The sequence below is a fragment of the Pseudomonas caricapapayae genome, from assembly GCF_001400735.1.
Classification (GTDB): domain Bacteria; phylum Pseudomonadota; class Gammaproteobacteria; order Pseudomonadales; family Pseudomonadaceae; genus Aquipseudomonas; species Aquipseudomonas caricapapayae.
On record NZ_LJPW01000144.1, the window covers coordinates 58,687 to 73,343 of the forward strand.

General features: G+C 60.6%; 12 protein-coding genes and 1 pseudogene. 4 read left to right on the forward strand and 9 right to left on the reverse strand.

Going from position 1 to position 14,657, the window contains the following annotated elements; translation table 11 throughout:
- Nucleotides 1–90 precede the first annotated feature (90 nt).
- From miaA to ALO80_RS20385, 5 genes are read right to left on the reverse strand one after another with little or no spacing between them, the layout of a single operon-like run.
- Entirely contained in the window at nucleotides 91–1,062 is a 972-nt protein-coding gene (gene miaA, locus ALO80_RS20365) for a tRNA (adenosine(37)-N6)-dimethylallyltransferase MiaA (RefSeq protein WP_055010307.1), read from the reverse strand.
- Entirely contained in the window at nucleotides 1,063–3,006 is a 1,944-nt protein-coding gene (gene mutL / locus ALO80_RS20370; RefSeq protein ID WP_055005463.1) for a DNA mismatch repair endonuclease MutL, read from the reverse strand.
- Nucleotides 3,003–4,421: an N-acetylmuramoyl-L-alanine amidase gene (locus ALO80_RS20375; protein ID WP_055010308.1), complete on the reverse strand. Its 1,419-nt coding sequence runs from the start codon at nucleotides 4,419–4,421 to the stop codon at nucleotides 3,003–3,005. The genes mutL and ALO80_RS20375 overlap by 4 nt, the downstream gene beginning before the upstream one ends.
- Before the next feature lie 14 nt (nucleotides 4,422–4,435).
- Nucleotides 4,436–4,864, reverse strand: coding sequence for a tRNA (adenosine(37)-N6)-threonylcarbamoyltransferase complex ATPase subunit type 1 TsaE (gene tsaE / locus ALO80_RS20380; RefSeq protein ID WP_375232962.1), 429 nt, complete (start codon nucleotides 4,862–4,864; stop codon nucleotides 4,436–4,438).
- Between the two features lie 29 nt (nucleotides 4,865–4,893).
- Nucleotides 4,894–6,384, reverse strand: a complete 1,491-nt coding sequence (locus tag ALO80_RS20385) for a bifunctional ADP-dependent NAD(P)H-hydrate dehydratase/NAD(P)H-hydrate epimerase (RefSeq protein ID WP_055010309.1) — start codon at nucleotides 6,382–6,384, stop codon at nucleotides 4,894–4,896.
- 63 nt (nucleotides 6,385–6,447) lie between these two features.
- Between ALO80_RS20385 and queG the strand changes: the two genes are divergently transcribed.
- Nucleotides 6,448–7,536, forward strand: coding sequence for a tRNA epoxyqueuosine(34) reductase QueG (gene queG, locus ALO80_RS20390; protein WP_054988372.1), 1,089 nt, complete (start codon nucleotides 6,448–6,450; stop codon nucleotides 7,534–7,536).
- 104 nt (nucleotides 7,537–7,640) lie between these two features.
- Here queG and ALO80_RS20395 read toward each other — a convergent pair whose 3' ends face one another.
- Both ALO80_RS20395 and orn read right to left on the reverse strand, forming a co-directional pair.
- The gene (locus ALO80_RS20395; protein ID WP_055010310.1) at nucleotides 7,641–8,252 is read right to left on the reverse strand and encodes a trimeric intracellular cation channel family protein; all 612 of its coding nucleotides are present in this window, start codon (nucleotides 8,250–8,252) and stop codon (nucleotides 7,641–7,643) included.
- A 96-nt stretch (nucleotides 8,253–8,348) separates the two neighbouring features.
- Complete coding sequence (orn, locus tag ALO80_RS20400; protein WP_055005459.1) at nucleotides 8,349–8,885, reverse strand: oligoribonuclease; 537 nt, start codon at nucleotides 8,883–8,885, stop codon at nucleotides 8,349–8,351.
- 108 nt (nucleotides 8,886–8,993) lie between these two features.
- Here orn and rsgA point away from each other — a divergent pair, with 108 nt between their 5' ends.
- Complete coding sequence (gene rsgA / locus ALO80_RS20405) at nucleotides 8,994–10,025, forward strand: small ribosomal subunit biogenesis GTPase RsgA (RefSeq protein ID WP_055010311.1); 1,032 nt, start codon at nucleotides 8,994–8,996, stop codon at nucleotides 10,023–10,025.
- A gap of 62 nt (nucleotides 10,026–10,087) precedes the next feature.
- Here the strand turns inward: rsgA and motB are convergent, their stop codons facing one another.
- Together motB and motA are read right to left on the reverse strand one after the other, a co-directional pair.
- The gene (motB, locus tag ALO80_RS20410) at nucleotides 10,088–11,113 is read right to left on the reverse strand and encodes a flagellar motor protein MotB (protein ID WP_055010312.1); all 1,026 of its coding nucleotides are present in this window, start codon (nucleotides 11,111–11,113) and stop codon (nucleotides 10,088–10,090) included.
- A 3-nt stretch (nucleotides 11,114–11,116) separates the two neighbouring features.
- Complete coding sequence (motA, locus tag ALO80_RS20415) at nucleotides 11,117–11,968, reverse strand: flagellar motor stator protein MotA (protein WP_054986141.1); 852 nt, start codon at nucleotides 11,966–11,968, stop codon at nucleotides 11,117–11,119.
- 207 nt (nucleotides 11,969–12,175) lie between these two features.
- Here motA and ALO80_RS20420 point away from each other — a divergent pair, with 207 nt between their 5' ends.
- On the forward strand, nucleotides 12,176–13,711 hold the full coding sequence (locus ALO80_RS20420; protein ID WP_054986140.1) for an HDOD domain-containing protein: 1,536 nt from the start codon (nucleotides 12,176–12,178) through the stop codon (nucleotides 13,709–13,711).
- A 45-nt stretch (nucleotides 13,712–13,756) separates the two neighbouring features.
- A pseudogene (locus ALO80_RS32105) lies at nucleotides 13,757–14,566 on the forward strand (rhodanese-like domain-containing protein); the annotation flags it as partial.
- Between the last annotated feature and the right edge of the window lie 91 nt (nucleotides 14,567–14,657).

Consider the following 14,657-nt stretch of genomic DNA (forward strand, 5'->3'; position numbering starts at 1 on the left):
TGCCGCACTCCTTTAAGGATCAATAAATAATAAATCGAATTCGATTGGCTTACCGGCCACCCCCCAAGGATAGACGGCTATTGCAGGGACTCAGCTCAATATGGAGACCGATCCCAGGTATTTCAAGGCGCGCGGCAGATTGTCGCTGGCCAGACTGTCAAGCCAGTGCAAATCCTCCCAGCTTCGTAGCCAGGTGAACTGCCGTTTGGCCAACTGGCGCGTTGCAATAATGCCGCGCTCCTGCATTTCGTCCCGCGTCAGCTTTCCATCCAGGTGATCCCAGACCTGGCGATAACCGACGGCTCTTATCGAGGGCAACCCGGAATGCAGGTCACCTCTTGAGCGCAATGCCAGTACCTCGTCCAGAAACCCCTGATCCAGCATTTGCTCAAAACGTAGCGCGATGCGTTGGTGCAGCACCTTGCGATCAGCCGGAGCAATGGCAAGGTTCGCGACAGTATAGGGCAATTGCTGACGCCCTGATGCGGCCGCTTGAGTACTTTGCGCAGTTTGTTGCTCGCGATGTGCCGTCATGCTCATTCCACTCACGCGATACACCTCAAGCGCCCTGATCAATCGTTGTGGATCGTTGGGGTGAATACGTGCCGCCGAAACGGGATCGACCACCGCCAGTTGATCGTGCAATGACTGCCAGCCAAAGGCCTGCGCATCAGCTTCAAGCTGCGCCCTGACCTGCGCATCGGCAGCCGGCATATCCGCCAGCCCGTCCAATAGAGCCTTGAAATACAACATAGTGCCGCCGACCAGCAAAGGAATATTTCCACGGGCTGTGATTTCCGCCATGGCGGTCAGCGCGTCACTGCGAAAATCGGCTGCGGAGTAGCTTTGCGCGGGGTCGAGAATGTCGATCAGACGGTGCGGAAATTCAGCCAGCTGCGCTTTCGAGGGCTTGGCGGTGCCGATGTCCATGCCGCGATAAACCAGCGCCGAGTCGACGCTGATCAGTTCGCACGGCAGCACTTTGGTCAGTGCCATGGCAAGGTCGGTCTTGCCTGCGGCAGTAGGCCCCATGAGGAAAATGGCCGGAGGTAAAGCGTTCATTCATTGACCGCGCAGGAATAATTTATCCAGGTCATTGAGACCCATCTGGGTCCAGGTAGGACGTCCGTGGTTGCATTGACCGCTGCGCTCGGTGTTTTCCATGTCACGCAGCAGGCCGTTCATTTCCGGAATGGCCAGACGTCGATTGGCTCGGATCGCACCATGGCAGGCCATGGTGCCGAGCAATTCGTTCATGTGCGCCTGCACCCGGTCGCTGGTGCCATATTCCATGAGATCCGCCAGCACATCGCTGACCAGCCGATTGGCCTCGGCCTGCTTGAGCAGCGCAGGGATCTGTCGGATCGCCAGGGTTTCCGGACCGAGCCGCTGAAGCTCGAAGCCCAGGCGCTGGAACGTAGTGATGTGTTCTTCGGCGCAGTCGGCTTCGCGCTGGCTGACCGCGAGGGATTCGGGCACCAGTAATGGCTGACCACTCAGGCCTTCATTGGCCATCGCTATTTTCAGGCGCTCATACATGATTCGCTCGTGGGCAGCGTGCATATCCACCAGCACCAGCCCATGAGCGTTTTCAGCGAGAATGTAGATGCCTTTGAGCTGCGCCAGCGCATACCCAAGCGGCGGAATATCGCCGGGCGACTCCGGCAGCGATGAAGGCGCAGCGGTGGGCAGCGGCGCGAAAAACTCCCGGTAGGCACTTTGCGCTTCGGCTACAGGCACGCCGGAGGTAGGCCGTGGCGAATATTGATACTGATAGCCGCTACCGGCACTGCTGCCGGCAGGGCGGGAAAAAGGCTCGCTCTGCGGCTGCTCCAGCACATTATTGGCCAGACGCATTTCGCCCTGCGGCCCGAACTCGCCCGCCTCAGGCCCGGTTGGTCGAGGCTCGGCAACAACCGGCACGCTGCCACCCAGCTGGTTTTCCGGGCGTACATCACCCAATGCACGGTGCAGGGTGCCATAAAGGAAGTCATGCACCATGCGTCCGTCGCGGAAGCGCACTTCGTGCTTGGTCGGGTGGACATTGACGTCTACAGCGGCCGGATCGACCTCGAAAAACAGCACGAACGTCGGGTGACGGCCGTTGAACAGCACATCGCGATAAGCCTGACGCACCGCATGGGCAACCAGTTTGTCGCGCACGGCACGGCCGTTTACAAAGAAATACTGCAGGTCGGCCTGGCTGCGCGAAAATGTCGGCAATCCCACCCAGCCCCACAGATGCAGGCCATTACGCTCAATCTCGATGGGCAGTGCCTGCTCCAGAAAGCCCGGCCCGCAGATCGCCGAAACACGCCGCGCTCGGGCGGTGTCGTCATGCGCTTCATGCAGGCTCAGCACAGTCTTGCCGTTGTGGCGCAAATGGAAGGCCACGTCGAAACGTGCCAGCGCCATGCGCTTGATGACTTCCTGCAGGTGATCGAATTCGGTCTTCTCGGCCTTGAGAAACTTCCGCCGGGCGGGCGTATTGAAGAACAGGTCGCGAACTTCCACCGACGTGCCCACCGGATGCGCTGCTGGCTGGACACGCGGTGCCATGTCACGGCCTTCGGTTTCAACCTGCCACGCCTGATCGGCGTCGCGGGTACGCGAAGTCAGCGTAAGGCGCGCCACGGAGCTGATCGAAGCCAGCGCTTCGCCGCGAAAGCCCAGGCTCATGACGCGCTCTAGGTCTTCCAGGTCGCGAATCTTGCTGGTGGCATGTCGCGCCAGCGCCAGTGGCAGGTCATCCGAAGATATGCCGCCGCCATCGTCACGGACCTTCAACAACTTGATACCGGCCTGCTCGACATCGACATCAATACGCCGCGCACCGGAATCAAGACTGTTTTCCAACAGTTCCTTGATAACCGAAGCCGGGCGTTCGACAACCTCGCCCGCCGCGATCTGGTTGGCCAGTCGCGGGCTGAGCAATTCGATGCGCGCAGCGTTCAGAACAGTCTGAGCGTTATCGGCTTCGCTGCCGTCGAGCAGAAGATCGTTCATTGCTGGGTCGCTACCTCGGAACTCGGAATGCGCAGATCCTGGCCAATCTTCAATTCATCGGTTTTCAGATTGTTGGCGCTGCGCAGCGTAGCGATGTTCATGTCATAGCGCGCCGCAAGCATGGCCAGGGTTTCACCGGAACGGACCACGTGATTGCGCGGCCCCTGAGCCAGCTTGCCGTTATCACGCAGCCAGGCGATATAAGTACCCTGCGGCGGGTTCTGCTGGAAGAACTGCTTGACCCCGGAGTTGATCGAACGCGCCAACGCCTGTTGGTGCGACGCAGAGCTCAGCTTGTTGGCTTCGTTGGCATTGGAGATAAAGCCGGTCTCCACCAGAATCGACGGAATATCCGGCGACTTGAGCACCATGAAACCTGCCTGCTCGACGCGTGACTTGTGCAGCGAAGTGACGCGGCCGATGTTGCTCAACACCTTCTGGCCGACGTTCAGGCTCGAAGACAGCGAAGCGGTCATGGACAGGTCCAGCAATACCCCGGCGAGCATGCGGTCCTTGTCATCAAGGCTTACCGCGCCGGCACCACCGATCAGGTCGGAGCGGTTTTCGCTGTCCGCCAGCCAGCGTGCCGTTTCGGAGGTCGCGCCACGATCGGACAAGGCGAACACCGACGCACCAAACGCCGCAGTGGACGGCGCGGCATCGGCGTGAATGGACACAAACAGGTCGGCCCCCTTGGAACGGGCGATCTCGGTACGTTTGCGCAGCGGAATGAAGTAGTCGCCGGTCCGCGTCAATTCGGCGCGATAGCCTTTCTCAGCGTTGACCTGGCGCTGCAGTTCCTTGGCAATCGACAGCACCACGTTTTTCTCTTTCTGGCCGGCACCGCCCGACGCTCCCGGGTCTTCGCCGCCGTGTCCGGCATCGATCACCACGATAATGTCACGTTTGCCATTGGGCACCGGAGTCAGCTTGATTTCAGGCTTGGCCGGACTGACCGGAACAGCGGGCGCAGTATTGGCGGCGGTATCCGGAATCACCGGTGTCGGGTTTGCGTCAGCGGCGTTATCGAACAGGTCGACCACCAGACGATTGCCGTACTGCTGATTCGGCGCAAGCGTGAAACTTTTGGGTGTCACCGCCTTTTTCAGATCGATGACCACGCGCAGATCAGTCGGCGTGCGCTGAGCAGAGCGCATGCTGCTGATCGGTGTATTGGCTGTCGACACATTCAGCGGACCACCGAGTGTCGCGCCGTTGATATCGATTACCAGACGATCAGGCGAAGTCAGGGTGAACACACTGTGCTGGACAGGCCCGGACAGGTCGAATACCAGACGCGTGTTGTCCGGTGCTCGCCATAAGCGGACACTTCGTACTTGCGTAGCGGCAACCGCCTCGACAGCCAGGGCCATCAGCAGCAGACCAACTACAGTAACCAGCGCGCGCATGCGCATACCTAACCCCATATCTATTTGAATTCCAAAGCCAAAGTGGCACACCAGCGTTCGCCGCGCGAGCCCAGCGGGCTCAATATCACGGACCGGCCTTCTCCGTGCGGCCCAATGGTAATGGTCAGGTCAGGCTTTGGCAAAAAGCCTGCACCACGCTGGGGCCATTCAATCAGACAAAGCGCATCGCCGTCGAAGTAATCGCGCCCCCCCATGTACTCGAGTTCTTCAGGGTCGACCAGCCGATACAGGTCGAAGTGGAACACCCGTATTGCACCGATTTCGTATGGCTCGACCAGTGTGAAAGTAGGACTCTTGACGGCCCCCGCATGCCCGAAACCGCGAATCATTCCCCGCGAAAGCGTGGTTTTTCCAGCACCCAGATCGCCGTCGAGAAAGATGACACCCTGCCCTTCGGTAACCGCAGCCAGGCGTGCACCAAAACTCATCATGGCTTCTTCGCCAACCACGTGCAGCGTTAAATCAGACACGGTTGCAGCTCCTCCAGTAACTGACGAATGGCAGGAATAATATCGCTGGCGGCCAGCCCGCGACCGTATTCGCCGATTTTCTGACCTGCACTTGCGTGCAACCACACTGCCAGACAAGCCGCATCGAAGGGCGTCAGATGCTGTGCCAGAAGCGCACCGATCAACCCGGCCAGCACGTCGCCCAGCCCCGCTGTGGCCATGGCCGGATGGCCACGATCGCACAACGCCAGGCGCCCTTGCGCGTCGGCAATCAGGCTGCCGGAGCCCTTGAGCACGCAAACCGTGTCGAACTTGCGCGCCAGCGCCCGTGCGGCGGCGGGACGGTCTGCCTGAACTTCCTTGATGTCTATGCCCAGCAGGCGCGCTGCCTCGCCCGGGTGCGGGGTAATGACACACCCCTTGGGCAGGCTCACCAGCCCGGCGGCCAACATATTCAGCGCATCGGCATCCCACACCTGTGGCCGGTCGGCATCGGAGGCAGCCGACAGCAAGCTGCGCCCCCAGGCGGCCTGCCCCAACCCCGGACCGACCACCAGCACGCTGGCCGGCTCGATCAATGCCATCAACTGGTTTGCCGAACGAATGCCCGCGCTCATGATTTCCGGCATGCGGGTCAGGGCGGCCGGCACATGCTCGGCTCGGGTCGCCAGCGTCAGCATGCCAGCACCGCTACGCAGGGCGCTTTCAGCGCTGAGCAAAGCCGCACCGCCAAACCCGTGATCGCCTCCGATGACCAGTACACGACCGAACATGCCTTTATGAGCGGTACGTGGACGCGGTGCCAGCGTCGGCAAGTTGAGCGGACCGAGGCGCTTTGCGCTGACCGGCACCTGCGCAACCAGCGCCGGATCCGCCCGCAAGTCATCGAACACAAGCTCGCCCACCAGATCGGCCGCATTGCCGGTCAACAATCCCAGCTTGAGACCGATGAAAGTAACCGTCACGTCGGCACGCACCGCCACGCCCAGAGTCTGGCCGGTATCTGCGCTCAAGCCCGAAGGAATGTCCACGGCAGCAACCGGCAGACTGCTGGCATTGATCGCGTTGATGGCCGAAAGATAGGGTTCACGCACATTGCCATTGAGCCCGGTGCCGAGCAAGGCATCCAGCACTACACCGGCCAACGGCTGGTCGGCCCACGCCTGGGTGTCGATGCCGGAAGCTGCCGCATGCGCCGAAGCGGCATCCCCCGTCAATGCAGCCGGATCGCCGACGGCCAGCACCCTGACCTGCCAGCCTGCCTTGTGCGCCAGTGCTGCCACCAGATACCCGTCGCCGGCGTTGTTGCCGCGGCCGGTCAGTACAGTCAGCTCGTTCGCTTCAGGCCAGCGCCGGAGGATCGTTCGCCACAGCGCCTGTGCAGCGCGCAGCATCAATTCCAGGCCTGGCGTACCGGCCGCAATCAGCCGTGCGTCGAGGTCGCGGACCTGCGCAGCGCTGTACAGCGCGTCGGGTAAATAAGGTTTAGTGTCGAACATGCGTCTATGGGCTCCGATGTCTGGCAGAATTATACGCACCTTGGCCCCGGTTTCTCTCTGCGCATGTCCGCTATTACTGCTGTACTCCCCACCTCCGACGATCTTGCCGCCCTTGCCCTGTCAATCAAGGCGTGGGGGCGTGAGCTGGGCTTTCAGGAGGTAGGGATAAGCGGTCTGGACCTTGCAGAGCACGAGCAGCACCTGCAACGCTGGCTCGAAGCAGGCTATCACGGGGAAATGGACTATATGGCAGCCCACGGCAGCAAACGTTCCCACCCGGATGAGCTGGTGCCGGGAACACTGCGCGTTGTGTCGCTGCGCATGGACTATCTACCGGGCGACACCAAGATGGCCGAACGCCTGACAGAGCCCGAAAAGGCCTACGTTTCACGCTATGCCCTGGGCCGCGACTATCACAAGCTGATCCGCAAGCGTCTGCAGCAACTGGCCGAGCGCATTCAACAGGCCATCGGCCCCTTTGGTTTTCGGGCGTTTGTGGACAGCGCGCCCGTGCTGGAAAAGGCCATCGCCGAGCAGGCCGGGCTGGGCTGGATCGGCAAGAATACGCTGGTCCTCAACCGCAAGGCCGGCAGCTTCTTCTTTCTTGGCGAGCTGTTTGTCGATATCCCGTTGCCGGTCGATGCCCCTCATGCGACGGAACATTGCGGGCGCTGTACGGCCTGTCTGGACATCTGCCCGACGGCCGCGTTTGTCGGTCCTTATGTCCTGGATGCGCGGCGTTGCATTTCCTACCTGACCATCGAGCTGAAAACGGCGATTCCTGAAGAACTGCGCCCATTGATCGGCAACCGGGTGTTCGGCTGTGACGACTGCCAGATCGTCTGTCCGTGGAACCGTTTTGCCCGACCAACCGAGCAAAGCGATTTCCAGCCGCGCCATAACCTGGACAACGCCGGGCTGGCCGAGCTGTTTCTGTGGGATGAAGAAAAGTTTCTCGGCAGCACCGAAGGCTCGCCACTGCGCCGGGCGGGTTATGAGCGCTGGCTGCGCAACCTTGCCGTCGGCCTCGGTAACGCGCCCTCCACCATCCCGGTGATCGAAGCCCTGCAAACCCGCCGCGACTATCCCTCGGAACTGGTCAGGGAACATGTGGAATGGGCGCTGCGCAGGCATGGCGTGGCACCGCTTTAAACAGGCAGCGCGGCCCAGACTTGTGACGCGGAGCGTCACCAAAGGCACTCCCGCGCTGGAGCGTGGGGAACCATAATTTACCGTGCCTACGCTCTGCGCCCTCCTCAGGGCTCGTCTTTATAGATGAACTTGGGCATTTCCCAATGGAAACGAATCGCCAGCAGGCGCAGCAGCAAGCCGCCGAACAGGGTGATCAGCACCGCCTGCTCGTTCGGTAGCTGCAGGTACTGGCACAGCAGAAAACACCACGCGGCCAGAAAAGACACACTGGCGTACAGCTCGCGGCGAAAGATCAGCGGGATGTCGTTGCAAAAAATATCGCGCAGGATGCCACCGAAGACTCCGGTGATGACGCCACACACTGACGCGATCACCAGACCATGCCCTGCTTCCAGCGCAGTCATGCAGCCAATCAGGGTGAAGGCCACCAGCCCCAGCGCGTCCAGTACCAGAAACAGTGAGCGCAGATGGCGCATCAGTGGTGCGATAAAAATCGTCACCAGCGCCGCCACGCTGGTCAGTATCAGATACTCCGGGTGCTTGACCCAGGTCAGCGGATAATGCCCGATCAGCACGTCACGCACCGAACCACCACCCAGCGCCGTGACGCAGGCGATCAACACCACACCGAACCAGTCCATCCCTCGACGACCGGCAGACAGTGCGCCTGTCATGGCTTCGGCAGTGATGGCGATCAGATAAAGCATCAGCAACATGGGGGCGACTCTGCGACAAGGGCGCGCAGTCTAACCAGCGGCCCTGCGCACTGAAAGAGTGCAGCGAAGATTATTCACTGCACGCGCATGCCCTGATCAAGGCTTGATGAAATGCTCACGGTAGAAACGCAGTTCGGCGATCGACTCGCGGATGTCATCCAGCGCCAGATGCGTACTGCCTTTCTTGAATTTCAGCTCGGGGGACCAGCGCGCAGCCAGCTCCTTGAGGGTCGAGACATCCAGATTCCGGTAGTGGAAGTAGTTTTCCAGGGTCGGCATATGGCGATACAGGAAGCGGCGATCCTGACAAATGCTGTTGCCGCAGATCGGCGAACTGCGCTCGGGAACCCACAGTTTGATGAACTCAAGGGTCTGCGCCTCGGCGTCGGCCATGTTGACGGTGCTTTCGCGGACTCGCTGCGTCAGGCCCGAACCACCGTGCTGGCGAGTGTTCCACTCGTCCATGGCGGCCAGTGTCTCATCGCTCTGATGCACGGCAATCACCGGGCCTTCGGCCAGGGTGTTCAGCTCACTGTCGGTGATGATCGTGGCCATTTCGATAATGACATCGGTATCAGGGTCCAGACCGGTCATTTCCAGATCGATCCAGATCAGGTTCTGCTTGTTCTGCATGTGTCGACTCCTCAGCGTAGGCGCGCAGTTTAGCTCACCCTGCCGTGCTAGACTCCTGCCGATCAATCGTACTGCCTAATTCATCGGTTACATCACATCGGAACACCCATGGCCAAACGCCAACTCAATCGTCGTCAGAACTGGCGCATCGAAAAAATTCAGGGCGAGCGTGCTGCCCGCGCAGCAAAACGCGAGTCCGCTACGCTTGAAACGCTCGAAGGCGGCGATCTCGGCCCCGAGCAGACCGGCCTGGTGATTGCTCACTTCGGTGTGCAAGTCGAGGTCGAGGCTCAGGAAGGCGACGCGAGCGGTCAGGTATTTCGCTGCCATTTGCGCGCCAATCTACCTGCGCTGGTCACCGGCGATCGCGTCGTATGGCGCGCCGGCAATCAGGGCATCGGCGTCATTGTCGCGCAACTGCCTCGCACCACCGAGCTGCGCCGCCCGGACTCCCGTGGCCAGCTCAAACCTGTGGCAGCCAACGTCGATTTGATCGTGATCGTGTTCGCCCCCATGCCCGAGCCGCATGCCAACCTCATCGACCGTTATCTGGTTGCGGCCGAGCATGCAGGGATTCGTCCGCTGCTATTGCTCAACAAGGCCGACCTGATCGACGAGCAGAATGCCCCCGCGCTTAACGCGCTGCTGGCGGTCTATCGCACGCTGGGTTACCCGGTGCTGGAAGTGTCGGCGCATCATGGTGACGGCATGCAGACTCTGCAAAGCCAGCTTGACGGCCACATCAGCGTGTTCGTTGGCCAGTCCGGCGTCGGCAAGTCTTCGCTGGTCAACAGCCTGCTGCCGGAGACGGACACACGCGTCGGTCCGCTGTCCGAAGTCTCGGGTCAGGGCACACACACCACGACCACCGCGCGCCTGTTCCACTTTCCGCGTGGCGGCGATCTGATCGATTCCCCGGGCATCCGTGAATTCGGCCTGGGGCATGTCAGCCGTGCAGACGTGGAAGCCGGTTTCATCGAGTTCAACGACCTGCTCGGTACATGTCGCTTTCGTGACTGCAAGCATGACCGCGAACCGGGCTGCGCTCTGCTCAAGGGGCTTGAAGACGGCCGTGTGCAGCAGCAGCGCATGAACAGCTATCGCTCGATCATTGCCAGCCTGCCGCAAGACAGCTATTGAACACTGAAACGCCATATACAAAAACGCCGCGATGATCGCGGCGTTTTTGCATGGCGTACGGCTTAGTTCTGGGCCGGCTCGACGCGCAGCTTGCCCTCATCAAAGATGTTCAGCTTTTGACGTATCTCGTGAGGCTGGGCGTACGCCTGCGGATCGACCGGGGCAGCAGTCGAAGCCCCTGGAGCAGCGGGAGCAGCGGGAGCAGCAGGCGCAGACTTGGCTGGCGGCGCGGCGCCGGAGTTCTGGTCGCCCTCGATACGCTGCTGAGCCTTTTTGGTCAGGACCACGATATCGATGCGGCGGTTGACCGGATTGGTCGGGTTCTCGTGATCATAAAGAGCCGACGAGGCATACCCCACCACCCTGGCCACCTGAGAATCCGGATAAGTACCGGCGACCAGCGCACGACGGGCAGCGTTTGCGCGGTTGGCCGACAGTTCCCAGTTACCGAACCCGCCGTTGCCTACAAAAGGTGTCGCGTCGGTATGACCACTGATGCTGATCTTGTTCGGCACACTTTTGATGGTGTCAGCCATCGCCAGCAGGATGTCTTCGAAATAGGGTTTCAGCCGCGCACTGCCCGAGTCGAACATCGGCCGGTTGTCGGCGTCCATGATCTGGATGCGCAAGCCGTCCTGGGTGATCTCGAACAGAATCTGGTCCTTGAATTTCTGCAGTTGCGGGTTTTCCTCGACCTTGTTCTGCAACTCCTGCAGGAGCATCTCCAGACGTTCCTGCTCCACCGATTCGGCCTTGGTCTCCGAGGTTTCTGCCTCGATCGGCACGGTGTCAGGTGAAGGAGTGGTCTTGACCTCAGGGTTCAGTGTCTGATTTGGCGACATCTCCGGCGAACCGCCCAGATCGATGACATAAGGCGACCCGCTGTCAGAAAAGCCCACCGGGTCCTTGAAGTAACCGGCCACCGCGAGCAACTGTTCCGGCGTCGCGGACGACATCAGCCACAGCACCAGAAAGAACGCCATCATTGCCGTTGCGAAGTCGGCAAATGCGATTTTCCAGGCACCGCCGTGATGTCCGCCACCAAAGCGCTTTACGCGCTTGATGATAATCGGCTGATTATTTTCCATGACTTAGCGACCGCGAACCGCTTGTTCCAGCTCGCTGAAGCTGGGGCGATGCAGCGGGTAGAGAACCTTGCGGCCAAATTCGACGGCCAGCGAGGGCGGCATGCCGGACGCCGAAGCCACCAGAGACGCCTTGATGCTCTCGTAGACGTTCATTTCTTCCTTGGCATCATGCGCAAGGCAGGTGGCCAGAGGACCGAAAAAGCCGTACGCCGCAAGAATACCGAAGAATGTACCGACCAGCGCAGCACCTACGTGCATACCGATCGCAGCCTTGTCGCCCGACCCCAGCGACGCCATGGTCACGACGATACCCAGAACCGCTGCCACGATACCGAAGCCAGGCATGCCGTCGGCGATACCGGTAATGGCGTGGGAGGGATGCTCGAGCTCTTCTTTCATGCTCAGCAGTTCCATGTCGAACAGGCCTTCCAGCTCATGCGGGGCCATGTTGCCGGACGACATGATGCGCAGGTAGTCGCAGATGTACGCAGTCATGCGCTCATCTTTCAGGACACCGGGGTATTTGGCGAAGATCGGGCTGGAAGCGGCGTCTTCGATATCCCCTTCGATCGCCATCATGCCTTCACGACGGCTCTTGTTGAGGATTTCGTACACCAGCCCCAGGACTTCAAGGTAATAGGCATGTGTGAAGCGCGTACCGAACATCTTCAGCGACTTCTTGAACACGTGCATGGTCATGTAGCCAGGGTTGGCCTGGAGGAACGCGCCCAGCGCAGCACCGCCGATAATCAAGACCTCGTAGGGCTGGAACAGCGCCATGATCTTGCCATGGGACAGCACATATCCGCCGAGGACGCTCGCGATAACGACAATGATGCCGATAATTTTAGCCATAGGAGAAAATACTTTACTGAGTCGGGTTCAGGGACAGTCCGGAAGTTCTTGAATCTCTTCTTCTCCTTATCGGCCTAACTGGGCCAGACTATAGCCGGTTCTTGTGAAAAACCCATTTATCCTCCTTCATAAAAGGAGGAAAATGGCCTCAGCGCCCCGCACGCTGGCGGTCTCCCAGCTCAGATAATCAGCCGCACAGGCCCTCGAATGCCGACAGCACACGCAGCACATCACCTCGTTCCGAAGACGCTGGATGCCTGGGTCAAACTGCTTGACGGCATCGCGTTGCCGGTCCCTGCCGTCAATCACGGCCATGTTCGTGCGGCACTGAACGACAGTCGCCGTTCACTGCGTGAAATCGCTGAAATGATGCAGGAAAGTCCTGCGCTGGTACTGAGTGTGATGCGCGAGGCCAATCACCACACCCATGGCCTGACCGAGCAGGCCGAGAGCCTTGAGATTGCCATCAACCGCCTGGGCCTGGCGCGCACCGAAACCCTGCTGGGTCGCTTGCCGGCCAAGCCGCCCGAGGACATTCCGGCAGCCTACCGCCAGCTGATTCTGGTCAGCCAGCATGCCACGCAACAGGCCAACGGCCTGTTTGCCAGCCGCCTGGCGCGACTCTGGCAAGACATTCATATGGGCAGTCTGCTGTTCCTTTCGCCACTCTGGCCGATGGCGCTGGCCTACCCGAAACTGCTCGAAGAGCTGGAATTGCGGGTTATCCACAAGGGCCATTCCAGCCTTGCTGTCGAAAAGGAGCTGTTCGGCGTCAATCTGCTGGAACTGTGTCTGGCGCTCGCCGAGTTCTGGCGTCTGCCGATCTGGGTCACTCGCGGCTATAAACTGCTGATCAACGAGCGACGCGATCTGGCCAAAGTGCTGCGCATCGCCCGGGAAGAACACACCCCGTTGCAGCAGCAACAACTCATGGATGCCGACCCCAACCTGCGACGCTGGCTGAACCAGCCAGCCAATACCGTGTTGCTCGGCAATGGCCTGGCACTGGCGGCGCAGCATGCCTGGAACAGCCCGCACTGCCTGCGCTGGGAGCGGCTGACCAGTCTGTACCTGCAACAGTCGGTCAGCGAAGTACAGCAACAGGCGCATCAGAATGCCGCCAGCAGCGCACGCATTCATGCGGAAAAAGACCTCTGGCACCCGGCCGAATCACTGATCTGGCCCTGGGATGCACGCCGCGTAAGACGCGATAACGAACCTGCGCCACCCCCATCGGCCGACGCCCTGCAACTGTGGCGCAAGCAGTGCGCCGAGTTGCTGCAGGAGCCCAGCCCGTTTATCAACGCCATGCACTTGACCACCGCAGCTCGCGACGTATTCATGTCGTGCGGCATGGAGCGGGTCATGCTGCTGATGCTCGACAAGACCGCGACCGTGCTGCGCGTCAATCAGGTCGCCGGGCTGCCACCGGAAACCGCCGCCCTGCAACTGTTCATCAAGGAGAGCACCGTGCTGCAACGCCTGCTGACACAGCCCACGCAATTGCGCATGACGCCCGCCAACAGCGCGCAGTTTGCCGCACTGCTGCCCGCGCCGCTGAAAACCCTGTTCAACGGCCAGCACTGGTTGATTCGCTCGCTGAGCAACAACGGCAAAGTCATGCTGCTGGTGGTCGCCGACCAGGGCGGCGGGGCCTTGTCGGAAATTTCCGTCCAGGCATTCGGAAAAACCGCGCAATGTATTGAACGGGCACTTGGCATCTTTAGTCATCGCAAAGCGTAAGGCCTGGCGTACAATTCGCCTCTTTTCTTTCATCGGAGGCTGCAAATGTCCGCATTCACTGGCTTGTCGCTGGTCATCGAACCCAACGATCTGCTTGAGCGTCTAGACGCCCCGGAACTGATCCTCGTGGACCTGACCAGCAGCGCTCGCTACGAAGCCGGGCACATTCGCGGCGCCCGCTTTGTCGATCCGAAACGCACGCAACTGGGCAAGCCCCCTGCGCCCGGCCTGCTGCCCGACACAGCCGATCTGGAGCAATTGTTCGGCGAGCTGGGCCACAACCCCGATGCCGTCTATGTCGTCTACGATGACGAAGGCGGCGGCTGGGCGGGTCGTTTCATCTGGTTGCTGGATGTCATCGGTCACACACACTATCACTACCTGGACGGCGGTCTGCTGGCCTGGGAGGCGCAATCCCTGCCGCTGAGCAGTGACGCAGCGCCCATTGCAGGCGGCCCGGTCGCGCTGACTCTGCACGACGAACCTACCGCCACGCGTGAATACCTGCAAAGCCGTCTGGGCGCTGCCGACCTGGCGATCTGGGACGCTCGTGGGCCGACCGAGTATTCGGGCGAAAAAATAGTGGCGGCCAAGGGCGGACACATCCCCGGCGCAGTCAACTTTGAATGGACGGCGGGTATGGACAAGGCGCGCAACCTGCGCATTCGTCAGGACATGCCGGAGATTCTTCGCGAGCTGGGCATTACGCCTGACAAGGAAGTCATCACCCATTGCCAGACTCACCACCGCTCGGGCTTCACTTATCTGGTGGCAAAAGCACTGGGCTATCCACGGGTCAAAGCTTATGCCGGTTCGTGGGGCGAGTGGGGCAATCATCCGGACACACCGGTGGAAGGCCCAAAAGCGGCCTCCGCCCCCGCTGAACCGGCTGCAGTCATCGAGCCCGCAGCACCTGTCCAGCCAGCCGAAATCATCGAAACTGCCC

What these genes read in the sequence shown, in the direction of transcription:
- rsgA (WP_055010311.1), top strand. Translation starts at nt 8,994, where the DNA reads ATGGCCAAACGCCAACTCAATCGTCGTCAGAACTGGCGCATCGAAAAA.
- orn (WP_055005459.1), bottom strand. Translation starts at nt 8,885, where the DNA reads ATGCAGAACAAGCAGAACCTGATCTGGATCGATCTGGAAATGACCGGT.
- tsaE (WP_375232962.1), bottom strand. Translation starts at nt 4,864, where the DNA reads ATGAGTTTTGGTGCACGCCTGGCTGCGGTTACCGAAGGGCAGGGTGTC.
- motA (WP_054986141.1), bottom strand. Translation starts at nt 11,968, where the DNA reads ATGGCTAAAATTATCGGCATCATTGTCGTTATCGCGAGCGTCCTCGGC.
- ALO80_RS20385 (WP_055010309.1), bottom strand. Translation starts at nt 6,384, where the DNA reads ATGTTCGACACTAAACCTTATTTACCCGACGCGCTGTACAGCGCTGCG.
- ALO80_RS20420 (WP_054986140.1), top strand. Translation starts at nt 12,176, where the DNA reads ATGCCGACAGCACACGCAGCACATCACCTCGTTCCGAAGACGCTGGAT.
- mutL (WP_055005463.1), bottom strand. Translation starts at nt 3,006, where the DNA reads ATGAACGATCTTCTGCTCGACGGCAGCGAAGCCGATAACGCTCAGACT.
- ALO80_RS20395 (WP_055010310.1), bottom strand. Translation starts at nt 8,252, where the DNA reads ATGTTGCTGATGCTTTATCTGATCGCCATCACTGCCGAAGCCATGACA.
- miaA (WP_055010307.1), bottom strand. Translation starts at nt 1,062, where the DNA reads ATGAACGCTTTACCTCCGGCCATTTTCCTCATGGGGCCTACTGCCGCA.
- ALO80_RS20375 (WP_055010308.1), bottom strand. Translation starts at nt 4,421, where the DNA reads ATGCGCATGCGCGCGCTGGTTACTGTAGTTGGTCTGCTGCTGATGGCC.
- motB (WP_055010312.1), bottom strand. Translation starts at nt 11,113, where the DNA reads ATGGAAAATAATCAGCCGATTATCATCAAGCGCGTAAAGCGCTTTGGT.
- queG (WP_054988372.1), top strand. Translation starts at nt 6,448, where the DNA reads ATGTCCGCTATTACTGCTGTACTCCCCACCTCCGACGATCTTGCCGCC.